This is a genomic window from Nitrospira sp. Nam74 (assembly GCF_965152615.1).
Window position 1 is genome coordinate 2,866,580 of sequence record NZ_OZ224220.1, and the last position, 12,641, is coordinate 2,879,220.

The window sequence follows — 12,641 nt, forward strand, 5'->3', positions numbered from 1 at the left end:
CATCACTCGACGGCCTGCGGCAGCACGCGACGGTGGCCCGGTTCAAACTTCGGGCTTTTGACCGCGATGACGGGACAAGGCGCCTGCCGGAGGACCCCTTCGGCGACACTGCCGAAGCGCAGCCGGGACCACCCTCGTCGTCCATGCGTGCCCATCACGATGAGATCACAGCCCTGCTCCTTCGCAGAGGCAACGATCGAATCGCCCGGGACACCACCGCGGAGGAGGGTTCCGCCTGCCAATCCCAATGCGCTCACCAAACCGGCAAGTTCGTCCAACTGTGCCCGCCAATGCGTCCACCTTCCCCACTTTGCTTCCACTGATTGCAGTCCCATTTCGGCACCATAGTAAATAGGTTCCAAGACATGGAGGAGTGTCACCTTAGCGCCGAAATGGTTCGCCAGTTGGATGGCATACTCGGCGGCATCCAGAGAGGGACTCGAGAAATCCAGCGCGGCCAAGATATGTCGAAAGGTGGGAGTCGCGCGAGTTCCTGCTGTCTCTTCATCACCCGGGGTGGGTCTCCTCGGAATCGCCAACACAGGGCATGGCGCACTCTTGATGACACGTTCTGCTGTGCTGCCAAGCACGATCGCATCTAATCCGGTACGGCCCCGTGTTCCGAGGACGATCAGATCGGCTCCGATATCTTGGGCCGCTTTCGTGATCTGCTCGCTCGGGATGCCGACGACCTGTCGAAGCTCCACGCCTTTCAGCCCGCTCTGGGCCAATTGCTGCTCAGTGGCCGCGAGTTGCCTTTCGCCCTCCTTCTGCGCCTGCTCCAGATATAAGATGGTCGCCGCATGTGAGCCATACCAGAACGGGCTTTCCGATACATGGACCACATGCAGTGTCGCGTCATACGCCTTCGCCACCCGGACTGCATAATCCTGCGCATCAGACGCGCATTCCGAAAAATCGGTGGCCAAGACAATGTGGCTGATGAACGGCCTGCTCATGCCTCCTCCTCATCGTTCCAACAAGCCCTTCATTCGCGCAGCCATGCTGCCAGTCCCCCAACGGTCTTTAGTTTCGTGGCCGCTCGACCGGCGACCACGTCCACCGGCACTCCCACTCTCCGAACTAACGCAGGCAGCGCCTCACGGAGCGTAACCAAGCGCCGCTGCCCGCCGCAGACCGGGCACAGCGGGTCGGCGGCGCGGTCCGCCCAGCCGCATTTCAAGCACTGCTTCACTCGACCGCGAACCCCGCGCGCCACGATCACGAGGCGTGCGCGGCCGTCTTGGATCGCGGCCAGCGTCTGATCGATGCCCAGAACAGCGCGCTTCTGGTTCCGCTGCTCCATGATGTCGGCCACCATGGCGGCCTCCTGGGTTCGCTTCCACCGGTCGATTTCAGGGCCCACGTGGTCTTGGAGAGCGGCGGCCGAAAGCCGGGCATAGTCGCCCATGAGACGCGTCGCATGGACACGCGTCTTGTCCGGGATGTTGTTCCATACGGACTCAACCACGTCATCAGTGCCTGCGATGAACAGCATGTCAAGCTTCTCCTGTGCCGCCCACCGTCCAATCCTTTTGCCCGCTTCACGGAACAGCCTCGCATAGTTGGCCGCAACGCGTTGTTCGAAGGCATCCCGCTGCGCGGTGGCGGTCCGGCCGGCCGAACGGACGACGTTCTTGACCCTCCACTGAGAGGTATCGACTGTAAACCGCTCGGTCTTCTGCTCTTCCACCTCCCTCATCCAGAACCGATAGAACCGTGCCCCGGACCGATCCACAACCACCACGCCGCTGGGCTGATGTTCATCGAGGAGCCAGAGCAACTGCGTCAACGATGCTTGTCCCCAGTGTAGTTCATGATCCACATCGACTTGTAATCTCAGCACGCGCCAGGCCTTCGGGCCGGCAAACATGGCGATCCCTCGTTCACGCTTCACCCTCGTCTTGAGGAAATTGTCGATGCGCTGGAGCTGCTTGCTCACCACCTTCTCCTCGGCACGCGGCAGACTGGTCATGAGTGCCTTTCCCTGAGACTTGAGCCAGATTCGTGCGCCGGACGGCTGGCCTTGATTAGAAGGATTGGCCGGATTGGTGTCGAGGTAGACGGTGAGGATCGGGGCCTCGAGCTTCGGAAGTGACTGGATCAGCATTGGATTCAACATAAGCGACCTCCGGGGACATGGCGACGACCGCCGAAACGGCTCTCTGAAAACGGCCCATGTCGCCCTCGCCGTTTATCCATACTCCAGGCAACAGGATGTCGATAGTCAGCCGTCGCACGAGGAGACGTAGTCCATGGTCTTACTTCGCCCCGCTGCGCGGCCAACCGCTTCCATTCCTACCGCGCCGGTCGCGTCATGTGTATCGCCAGGATAAGTTCCGGCCCGCGCTCGTGAACCGCTTCCCATTCCGTGTCCGGCTCATCAATAGGACCGAAGAGTTGCCAACATCTTAGTCCGCGCACGTCGCTTAGATGTTATGAAGCATGCGCCGCCTCGCGGGACGTCGTCGATAAGGGAATCGTCCCCTGCTGATTGGTCACGAGGCCGTGCGCTGCCGTCAGTCTGCCTTCAGAGATGGTGTGCGTAATGGAAACACTGCATGCTCAGCAACAATGCCTGCTCAGATGATGATGGAAGGACAGAATCGATACAGGATCGGGAACAAGAGAGCCGGGACTCGACCCGATGCATCAAGTGGTAAGGCGGCCATGAATGGTTAGACAGGAGCCCAATGTCGAGTTAAACGACGACGAGTGTATGGTGGTGATGCCCGATTGTTGGCAATAATCTCATCGGTTCGGTGTCCACATTGAACGCAGCGAAGCATGGCCATAAAGAGCTAGGCCGTATTGTCCAAGACATCTTGGGCTGATCATCGAATCGAATTCCAAGACTGCCGCATCTGGCCTTCATCACAATTATTGTAAGTGTCAGGCTTACCGAAGATGTGGCGAAAGCAGTGCCGAAAGTTCCTACTCTCCCGGATAGTCGTTTCAGCACACGGAAAACTAAAAGGGATCGAACGACGTGACGATCGAATGGGGTTCGCCACATTGCTCCGTCCGGTCGCGCATATCGAAAACACAAAACGTACTACTCGCTTACTCGCGAGAGACTGGTGAAAGATCATTGAGAAAGGAGACGCTATGGCGGCATCAAGTGCAGGGACTCACGAGCCGTACGAGAACCTGTCGCCCCAGACCCTCGACATCCATCGGGCTCTCGTCAGTCTCATGGAAGAGCTGGAAGCGATTGATTGGTATCGGCAGCGCGTCGAGGTCTGTGGGGATGAGCAGCTCAAGGCGATCCTGGAACACAACATGAATGAGGAAATCGAACATGCCTCGATGGTGCTGGAATGGCTGCGTCGACTGGTGCCGAAAATGAATGGGTCCCTGAAAACGTATCTCTTCACGCACGGAGACATTACAAAATTGGAAAAAGCCGCAACTGGTGGAGAGGGGCCAGAGCAAGAGTCCGGGACAAAGTGCCGGCCGCGTCCGCGCGTGACGATCGGTGCGCTCAAAGGGAGGCACGTATGACTCACCATGCGAGTGTGGCACCGTTTGGAGAGGAGCTTTGGACAGCCATCGAAGAGGCGGCAATCTCCGCCGCCCGCGAGATGCTGTCGGCACGCCGCATTCTAAACGTAGAAGGGCCGCACGGTCTGGGACTGACCGCCCTTGAGACCGGCCGAGAACTATCTTCCCCCTCACAGAGTGAGCACGGGGCAACGGCACTCGTAAGTCGTCTCCTGCCGGTGCCGTTCATTTATCAACCGTTTGTCTTGTCGACCCGTCTCGTTGCCGCCACGACGGACATGCACCAGCCGCTGAATATGAAACCGGTGGAAGATGCGGCCCAGGCTGTGGCGGTCCGTGAAGAAGAATTCTTATACAACGGACAATCCGATCTACAGTTGCCGGGATTGCTCACGGTCAACGGACGGAATACACACCATGGTGGAGACTGGAGCAGTCTCGATCGGGTACTGGATGATCTGATTACGGCCGTCAATATCCTGGACGACAAGGGGTATCGGGGGCCGTATGGTCTTGCCCTCGCGCCTATGCTCTACAACAATCTGTTTCGACATTACCCAGGTACCGACCTCTTGCAAATCCAACACATCGAGCGGTTATGTACGCGAGGAATTGTCAAGGCCCCCATTGCGGGCGGGGTGCTGGTAGCGCCTGATGTCGGCCCCATCGTGCTCGGGCAGGACCTAGAGGTGGCCTATATCAGTCCCGGGCCCGCCCATTACAATTTCGCCGTGAGCGAATCGCTTGCCCTGAAAGTTGAAGCGCCGGACGCCATCTGCGTCATCACTCCTGGTGAGGCAAAGTAAAGCAATCGCGGCTCGCCAATGCGGGAAACGATCTATTGGAAGCGGTCTAATTGGTCACCTTGATGATTCGGACGAACGGAGGGGCCGACACTTCGCCGCGATGTTCAATCCATGACCTTAACCATCTCGTACTGCGTCCCTGCTTCGCGGCGATCCATACCGTCCTTAAACCATCTGTAGTTGTGAAGGGTTCTGCCCCGAAGGAATCGAAGAAGCCCGACACCTCAAGCCCGCCGACGTTATTGTCCGATGACAAACTGGCTTATCGCGTGAAGGATGGATGGAGCCGGAAAGATGCTCAGGACCGTGACGCTCCCCTTGTCGGGCCGGTACTGTCGGTCATTCGAAATGTGCTTAAGGAGCATGCCGGTGAAAATGTCTCTTTATGCGCGCCGATGGGAAAACAATTTACTGCAAAAGATGTGGACGCGGAGAGAGACATTTTGGTAATCTCCAAAAAACGATCAGGGCGACTGCTGCTGCACACATCAGTCAGCGCACTAGCCATCATAATTTTTAGATACTGTTCCAAGATCCATAGCCAACAGTTAAGAGCAAATCAGTCTGCCGCGATGGAATTGCTCGGGCAGCAGACGACGACTGTGAATCGATTCAAAACTCATACGGAAGAGCCCGAGGTAGTCGAGGCAGCTCAGAATTTTGGCCCGTCAGTCGGTCAAGGCGTGTTGGCATTTTGGTTGGCACAACGAAATTCCGATGACGTGTCCCGTTCAGAAGCCATTGAATCTAAGCGTGTGCCGAGGTAGCTCAGTTGGCAGAGCACAGCCCTGAAAAGGCTGGTGTCGACAGTTCGATTCTGTCCCTCGGCACCATTTGATATCAACCAGTTACACCGAATTACGCACTATCAGAAAAACGCCGTTTTCCCACATATAGACCCACTTACCCTCAATGCGCTCGGGTTTGGTGCCTCGATAGGGCAATACTGATTCCAAGGAATAACTCTGGCTCGGGCGCCGAACCTCGGCGACTCCTTAGTTACCGAATGACCTTGGCCACAGCCGCGCGCAGGTCGTCCGATTTACTGTTCTCCACACTCTGCTTAACGAGAATGTCTGTAGGCCTTACTTCTTTCCCATAGTATGCCGCATTGGAATCATCCGATACGGCGACTAAGGCTCCATCCAACGCCATGCCCGCGAAGAGACCTTTACCGGTGGCATACGAGATCAGATCGGCCGTCACACCATGGAGACTTCCGCCATCACCAACGGGGCCGGCCGCCGCACCTGCATCGAGCCCGAGCTTGAAATCGTGCTTGTAAAACTGCTCCAGTCCCCTGGTCGTCCTGATCAGAAACACGATCTGACTGGCATCCGCTCCTGCCTGGAAGCCTAAGCTTACTGAGCCGATGCTGTAAAACGCCGGTTGGGACCAGCTTCCCTTCTCATTGCGGACGAGCAGCACACCGCTGCCTCCTCGGCCCCCAAATACGAAGGCTCCCCGAAGCAGCTGGGGGACGATAAAGATACCTTTGAATTCTTTGATGTCGTCGCGAAGGACCCATCGCAGATCCGGATCTGCCCCAAAGGCTTCAATGGTCAGACGCGCCTTGTCCACAAGCTGTTGCTGTTCCGCCGAGTCTGCCGCCATGGCCGACATCGGGACACAAATCGCAACCGTGAGAACGATCGCCATACCGAGAAGTGTAGATCCAAGCCTGTCACTCTGCTTCTGCTCCATTATGCAACGCATATCGTATTTCCTCCTTAGATGGTATTCTCACACACAAACGGGCCTTCTTCGCTCACGCGACCACAACAGACCAATGCGTGAATGCCTAACATCCCGCCGGTCCTATCAAGTAATAAACCAGAACAGCCGCGTAAGCTCGAGCCACCAGCTCTCTGCCTTTGAACAACACGAAACGCGCCGAAGAACGTTTGGCCCAGAGCCAGTAGTGTCACCCACGGTCAAGCCGACAGACCGTTGCATCTAGAACCTCGTCAAGATCGACATGTACCCACGCGGCCAGACGGTGACCGTTCAGAAGTCTGAGTTCGCCCGAGGCAATCACACGATGATCACCTACTACTATCGCTACCTTCGCTACCTTAGCCACTTCGATCTCGCCCGGCCGCCAGCTCTTGCCGACCCAGGCTCAAGCGGCGCATAACGAAGACGAAATCGATCGAGCCATCCGCCTTGTACGTCACCTCCTCGTAGTCCTCCGGCTTCGTTGAATTGTCGAACGCCGGCTCCTGCCGCCCATAGAAACAAAAGTAAAGGAATAAACCTCCGGCGGAGCTAGTCTTGTTCCACTGGCCGTGTTGTCTGCAAGCGCGGACGCACCGCAGTATATCCTTCATGTACCACCCCGACAGCTCTCGCTTGCCGTTGTAGGCATAGGACATGGCGTTCACACCTTCGGCTTCACGCAATTCGTGCCGCCACGCTCGGTGCATAACCGGTACCGGAGCATTTCGGTCCAGATCTCCAGCGTCTTATAAACGTCATCCCATGAATCAAACGAGTCGGCATCCAGGCGTTTGTTGCCCACACGGCGATCGGCGCCCGCGCCTAGGAGGTCACCGGATTGTCCGTCGGAAATCTTCACCTCGATGCTTGCGTCGCCGACGAAGAGCGGTTTGCCGGTGCCGAGGTTCTTAAGTAGTGAGGCCACGGCCAGGGCGTTCATCGGCGCCGGAATCGTGGACACGGCACGCAGCACCACATAAGCCGGATCGGCGCGCGTGATCGCCGCCTGAATCCGCAGCGTCCCGGGCCCCGGCTCCGACACCATCTCGTAATCCTTCGACAGGCTGAGGTAGGACAGGCCATAGAGAATGTCTGAGACGTGCTGGGCCTGCCTCTGGCGGGTCGCATCCGTCGTGGGTGGTCCCCACAGTTGCGCGTGGTCCAACAGGATCTTCGTATATGTCCCGCGCGGAATCGTCGCAACGATCGGACTCTTGTACCACAACAACGCTTCTCCGTCGGCACCCTTGTGCATCAAGGGATACAGATCGCCGAGAAATCCCGAGGGCTGCACTGAACGAGCCTGCTTGGTCGGGGCGCAACTAACGACCAGCAGTACACAGCAAAGCGCCAGAGTTTTGAACACACGCATGAAGAACCTCCTGTTCCCAGCGTCTCTTTAGTGATCGACTAATCCCCCGCAACGATTAAGCACGGCACCGAATGGATTCCGGGAAAGCAAATGCGATTTCATCGCCTGACACTGGCTCCAAGGCCACCACGGGTCTTTGTGCTGTCGGGTGGCGCATGATCCGCCTGTGGACATCAAGCTTAGTATCGTTGAGTGCCTTCCATAAACTAGTAAAATTGACAGGCCAAAGGAATGCCTGTTCACTTTGGCCGTCGCCAGATAAAATTGCCTGTAACGTGCTCACAAGGATTCTCCTCAAGGATTTCAGATCGGCGCGGCTGCTCTCACCGTTTTTACCCCGTGACGCACTGGCTCTAGGGGAATAGTCCTCATCCCGTTTCGGCCCCGTCCCAGAGGTGGCTCGGATCACTGGCGCTTCCTGTCCAGTGATTTTCGTCCGGTGAAAGGCGTGGCATACCGCGCGATTCAGCAACGCTTTCGCGGCTCGAACGGCGACGCTTTCCTTCTTTGTATCCATCAGTGCCACCAGTCGTTCGATTGCCTTCGGGCTGTGATCCCAAGATTGCCGCTTTGTCCTATGGCGCGTTCTTCCGCATCATAGTATTCGTTCTTCTCACTGTTGTAATCCACCGTGGTGATGTTGGCTCCTTTCTAAGAACCAACACGGGCCACTAGCTCAGAGCCACACCTTGAACACCTATTTGCGACTGCCAGACATCTTGCTCGCCATCACGGTACTGCTAACGATTAGCGCCGTGATGATCCCGATCGCTCACCGACTTGGGATTGGACCGGAGCTCGGTTTGTTGCTCTCGGGAATTATCCTAGGATCCTCGCACCTGCTTGGCCCGACTCAAGTGGAACGGTTGCAGGAAGTCTCAGAATTAGGAGTAGTGTTCTTTCTCTTCGTCATCGGTCTTGAGCTCGACCTGAGGAAAGCGTGGGCGTTACGGCGGTATGCCTTAGGCATGGGAGCGTTGCAAGTCGCGGCGACCGGCCTTGTACTGATGTTCTACTGGCGCCTGTTTGCTCCATCCTGGTCGTTGGCTCTACTGCTCGGGTTGGTGTTGTCAAATTCATCGACGGCTCTGGTCTTCAAGATCTTGGAGAGGAAACACGAACTCGATCAGGAACATGGGCAAGCGGCTTTCGGTGTCCTTTTGTTTCAAGATTTGACGGTTGTGCCGATCATGGCTTTAGTTCCAGTGTTCGCCGGGACTGGATCGGCTGGCTTCCTCACGTGGTGGAATGTCCTGCCAGCCATGAGCGTGCTGGCCCTTGTGTTCCTCGTCGGCCGGAAAATCTGCCCTCCCCTCTTTCGCGTGACGATCTCGCAACACATGAGCGAGACCTTTACAATCGTCCTCTTTATCGCCGTGCTGGGCAGTGCATGGCTGGCCTCCCGTGTCGGTCTATCAATGGCTATCGGTGCGTTCGTGATGGGTGTCGCTTTGTCAAACACCATATACCTAGATCAGCTTAGAGACAAGGTCATGCCGTTCAAGGACCTATTGCTTGGACTTTTCTTTGTATCTGTAGGTCTGACGATAGACATGAGCGTGTTGAGAGGACACACGCCGAGGATACTTATGCACGCCATGGCGATCATTGCGGTAAAGATCGTGGTTCTCTATCTGGTGGCTCGAATTCTGAAGATGAAGCACGGTCCTGCTGCGCGTGTCTCTTTCCTTCTTGCACAAGCCGGAGAATTCGGCTTTGTGATCCTGGGCGCGCTGCTGGCCTCGGGCGTTGTGACTTCTAGTCAATTCGCCGATGGGATCATGGTAATTGCGGTGACGATGATCATGACATCATGGCTGGATTATCTTGGGGTTCTGTGGAGTCGACGGGACCAGTCGGCTATCCATTGCCCGAATGTTCCGACCACTTGAAATGTCCAGTACAGGAAAGAGTCACTCTACCTGAACGCTCCCGTTCTATGGCTGAGAGTGTTCGTCACCGAACTTATTGTGGTGGAAATGGAACGCTGGGCTGACTCGATTAACCACCTATAGTCCTGCTTCGTCTGCGCAGACCTCTGGCGCATTATCTCCTGTCTTTCCGGATGATTTCGGGTCGCTCACAGTCGGTGGGGACATCCTGCTGCGGCATGAATTCCATTAGATGATCCTTGCGGAGCCACTACCGGACAGCACTCGTAAGAGGTTTCAAGAAGGGAGTGGTTCAGCGCGAGGAGACGTCCACTGAAGCTACAGCGTTCTATGCGAATGAATCGTATGGTATGAAGATATGCAACTACTTAGTAGTACACCAGGCATATACTGACATGCTCTACGGTGATACTGACTGGATGGCCACCGGGCCTCTACACTGATCGGCAGATGATACACGCTCTGAAGGACAATGCGTCTCTGTGGGATTCGGATCTGTAGACCAACACTATCTAACGCCGGATACCGAGGTGGTTATGCTAGACGAGGAAGCCCAGGAGCTTCAGCGAGAGCGACAGTGATTGGAAGACCGGCGAACATCTTGCCGGTCAGTGCTTGGAGAGCCTCAGAAGCATTTTCTTCGGTATCCATCATCACGTATCCGTAACGAAGAGAGTTGCCCAAACGGTCCACGGCAATGCGGCACCAAACCACTGAGCCATAGGGCGCAAGCATGTCTCGGAGGTCGTCTACGGTCGCTGAAAGGGATAGGCCATCAATAATAAGAGCTGACTGTGAGCTTACGTTGCTCATGAGCGTCACTGTAGGCCTGTTACTTACGGTTGTCAATTGGGTGCGTCGCCCTTGCTCCGGCTTGACCTCACTGGAAAGAGCCTACCTATCTCAGATCACATTTATATGGACAGCCATTTCGACGTCACCCAGGGGAAGCTATTGAAACTACGGGGCATTGCTACCAATCGAATTGGTTTGCGCCGGCTTGCATGTCACAGCCCGACAACTCTCGACTCTTGGTGGGATCGTATCGCAATACGCGGACATAAGGCTTGATGAGGACTGGGAAAAGTTATCGTCGGCGAATTGCTTATCACCCTCAAATAGCGCGTCACCTTGTTGACATCTCAGTAGAATTTTGGCTACATTGATCATCCCTTATGACGTCCTACATATTATATTTCCCGGTTTTTGGTACCGTGTTTGGAGTGAGGTGATTGTATGGGAAGCTATGGTGCATACCGGGATGAAGCACGATCAATCGTTGATGATCTTCGGAAGTCCGGTCGGCTTGATGAAATCATGAATCGAAAAGATCCTCGTACTCCTATAAAAAAGACGGTTATGGAACCGGCTGCTCCTTCACGACCTCCGATAGCGGCAAATAAGTCACGTTAATATTCTTCACTTCGTCGAATCTAATCGCAAACACTTCGCCCGGAATGTTTGACCATGGGGGTACCGCAAGCTCCCACTCCTTAAATAGAATCGTTCGCGTCGCGAGCAAGGATACGGACACAGGGTTGCCGGCGCTGTCCGTTGAAAAGTCGTAAAATTGTCCTCGGTAAATTCTCGACACTCCTTCCACTTCCACCAACACATCTACAATCGACGCGATCCGCTCTTTTGGTTGGCGCCAATCGCATGCTAATTGAATGGCGTGCAGCAAATCACGGAAGCCGTATTGAAGCTGAGGCACTCGGTCCCTACCGGTAAAAAAATACAGCCAGTTGTTGTTATATCGTAGCGTCTCGAATTTGACATCGAGTCGGCCTTCCCACACCGCCCATCGCCACACGTATCCAATCAGCGCTGCGAAGCCGATTACGATTGCGAAGTAGAGAATGATCCAGTGAATAGCACTGTAGAGCCGATCATAGACAGCGATTGTGTTATCAGTCGATGTGCCGATGAGCAGATGAAACACATCAGCCGATATGTCATGTGGCTTCACCCACTCCGGTGGTACGAGATGAGCCACCGCGAATAGAGCGAGAATGTGAAACGGAAACGAATAGAAGATCATTCGCAAGACGTCCTGGATCCATTCCTTCGGAAGGACCTGCTTGTTGAGTCGTCCCGCATGAAATGTCAGCAGGAAAAAATACCCCGGCGTGGCCATGACTAATAACAGAAGAGTAGAAAACGCAAAATTCTTTTCCATTGTATGACCTGCCAACAATTTCTAGCGGGGCAGTGTACCCTATCCCCTCACGTTTGGCATCGGCCGGTTTCTCTGTGTCATACAGCCACAGGTACGGGCAATGCGCCGACTTTTAGGATCACTACCCTCTAGGCCATGGTCCTCCCGTTATCCTTCAGCTGATCCACCAGCGCTTGGACCGTCAGAGGGGCGCTTCCCTCTGAACGGTTGTTGACGAGGACGTGAGCACGGACGTGATCGTCGACGGCTTGGTTAATCAATCTGATGGTGTCCTTGCGCATGTCGGGAAGCGGCCGGACGAGTCTATGGTAAGGCTGGTAGACTTTAACGGCATCATGGTACGCCATGTCGCGGGGCGTCAGCAGCCGCATGACGGTAAATGGAGCCGAAAAGGAGCATCCTAACGCCTGGTGTTGTTCTGCGAGCGACGGCATCCCATACAGATGATTGTAGACGTGAGCGACCCCATTCGCCTTCAGAATGTCGCCATAGCGAGAGCCGAGCAGCATAGGAGTTCGCACTTCGACGGCATAGTCATAGCGCCTCGGCAGGCCGGACAAGAAGCGGTCCAGCTTGGGAAGAAATTCTCTTGCCTCGATTCCACTGCGTTGAAACTCGAATATGAACGGGCCGGTATGCTCCTGGAAAGCCTCATCGAAAGGCGGAAGAACCATTTCGAGAAAATACTCAAGGTCGAGGAAATGTGGATTCGGCCCCGCCATTTTCCGATAGCGAAGACCGGACGGGAAAACCGGCACGGTGATTTCCTGCCACACTTTGGCGCACGCGCAAAAGCCCGGCGGGAGTTGAGCGGCATAGTGCGCCAACAATTGAGGTGTCGGAGGCCCGTAAAAAGTAAAGTCGAATCCAACGGTCGTGAATAGACGTTCCCCATGGTGCTCATAGTGCGCATACTCAGCTAAACAGTCCTGCTTAAACCGTTTCTTTGGATAGGCTTTGTGATAGACAATCCCCTGCCACCCTTCATAGGCCCACGTGCTGGTTCCGAAATGGATGAGTGGAGACAGCGGCATGGCATATTTCACCAGTAGGCGTTCCATCATTCAAGCCGGAATTCAGCCACGGGCCGATGTCCCATGGCACTTATCTTAAATACGCCACTGTGGTCAGCAGTTCAGGATGCCCTTAGATGTTATATTGAGGAGTTC

General features: G+C 55.4%; 12 protein-coding genes and 1 tRNA gene. 5 read left to right on the forward strand and 8 right to left on the reverse strand.

The window, feature by feature from the left end; all coding sequences use genetic code 11:
- Nucleotides 1-2 precede the first annotated feature (2 nt).
- Both ACWHYZ_RS13345 and ACWHYZ_RS13350 read right to left on the reverse strand, forming a co-directional pair.
- On the reverse strand, nt 3-959 hold the full coding sequence (locus ACWHYZ_RS13345; protein ID WP_447983181.1) for a universal stress protein: 957 nt from the start codon (nt 957-959) through the stop codon (nt 3-5).
- A gap of 29 nt (nt 960-988) precedes the next feature.
- Nucleotides 989-2,122: a VLRF1 family aeRF1-type release factor gene (locus tag ACWHYZ_RS13350; protein ID WP_447983182.1), complete on the reverse strand. Its 1,134-nt coding sequence runs from the start codon at nt 2,120-2,122 to the stop codon at nt 989-991.
- 986 nt (nt 2,123-3,108) lie between these two features.
- Here ACWHYZ_RS13350 and ACWHYZ_RS13355 point away from each other — a divergent pair.
- The 4 genes from ACWHYZ_RS13355 to ACWHYZ_RS13370 all read left to right on the forward strand — a co-directional run bounded on the left by ACWHYZ_RS13355 (nt 3,109) and on the right by ACWHYZ_RS13370 (nt 5,143).
- On the forward strand, nt 3,109-3,504 hold the full coding sequence (locus ACWHYZ_RS13355) for an encapsulin-associated ferritin-like protein (protein ID WP_447983183.1): 396 nt from the start codon (nt 3,109-3,111) through the stop codon (nt 3,502-3,504).
- Complete coding sequence (locus ACWHYZ_RS13360) at nt 3,501-4,310, forward strand: family 1 encapsulin nanocompartment shell protein (protein ID WP_447983184.1); 810 nt, start codon at nt 3,501-3,503, stop codon at nt 4,308-4,310. The genes ACWHYZ_RS13355 and ACWHYZ_RS13360 overlap by 4 nt, the downstream gene beginning before the upstream one ends.
- 182 nt (nt 4,311-4,492) lie before the next feature.
- Entirely contained in the window at nt 4,493-5,077 is a 585-nt protein-coding gene (locus ACWHYZ_RS13365) for a hypothetical protein (protein WP_447983185.1), read from the forward strand.
- A tRNA-Phe gene (locus ACWHYZ_RS13370) sits at nt 5,068-5,143 on the forward strand. Before ACWHYZ_RS13365 ends, ACWHYZ_RS13370 begins: the two co-directional genes overlap by 10 nt.
- A 166-nt stretch (nt 5,144-5,309) precedes the next feature.
- On the opposite strand, the gene ACWHYZ_RS13375 is transcribed toward ACWHYZ_RS13370, so the two are convergent.
- The 3 genes from ACWHYZ_RS13375 to ACWHYZ_RS13385 form a co-directional block, all read right to left on the reverse strand.
- Nucleotides 5,310-6,026 carry a lipid-binding SYLF domain-containing protein gene (locus tag ACWHYZ_RS13375; RefSeq protein WP_447983186.1) on the reverse strand — a complete coding sequence of 239 codons (717 nt, stop codon included), beginning with the start codon at nt 6,024-6,026 and terminating at the stop codon, nt 5,310-5,312.
- A gap of 359 nt (nt 6,027-6,385) precedes the next feature.
- Entirely contained in the window at nt 6,386-6,712 is a 327-nt protein-coding gene (locus tag ACWHYZ_RS13380; protein ID WP_447983187.1) for a hypothetical protein, read from the reverse strand.
- Nucleotides 6,691-7,401, reverse strand: coding sequence for a DUF3313 domain-containing protein (locus ACWHYZ_RS13385; RefSeq protein ID WP_447983188.1), 711 nt, complete (start codon nt 7,399-7,401; stop codon nt 6,691-6,693). Before ACWHYZ_RS13385 ends, ACWHYZ_RS13380 begins: the two co-directional genes overlap by 22 nt.
- A gap of 689 nt (nt 7,402-8,090) precedes the next feature.
- On the opposite strand from ACWHYZ_RS13385, the gene ACWHYZ_RS13390 reads away from it, so the two are divergent.
- A complete protein-coding gene (locus ACWHYZ_RS13390) occupies nt 8,091-9,293 on the forward strand; it encodes a cation:proton antiporter (protein ID WP_447983189.1) in 1,203 nt (400 codons plus the stop codon).
- A 534-nt stretch (nt 9,294-9,827) separates the two neighbouring features.
- Here the strand turns inward: ACWHYZ_RS13390 and ACWHYZ_RS13395 are convergent.
- The 3 genes from ACWHYZ_RS13395 to ACWHYZ_RS13405 all read right to left on the reverse strand — a co-directional run bounded on the left by ACWHYZ_RS13395 (nt 9,828) and on the right by ACWHYZ_RS13405 (nt 12,536).
- Entirely contained in the window at nt 9,828-10,106 is a 279-nt protein-coding gene (locus ACWHYZ_RS13395; protein WP_447987583.1) for an RNA recognition motif domain-containing protein, read from the reverse strand.
- Between the two features lie 544 nt (nt 10,107-10,650).
- On the reverse strand, nt 10,651-11,472 hold the full coding sequence (locus tag ACWHYZ_RS13400; RefSeq protein WP_447983190.1) for a hypothetical protein: 822 nt from the start codon (nt 11,470-11,472) through the stop codon (nt 10,651-10,653).
- Between the two features lie 128 nt (nt 11,473-11,600).
- A complete protein-coding gene (locus ACWHYZ_RS13405; RefSeq protein ID WP_447983191.1) occupies nt 11,601-12,536 on the reverse strand; it encodes a DUF72 domain-containing protein in 936 nt (311 codons plus the stop codon).
- Nucleotides 12,537-12,641 lie beyond the last annotated feature (105 nt).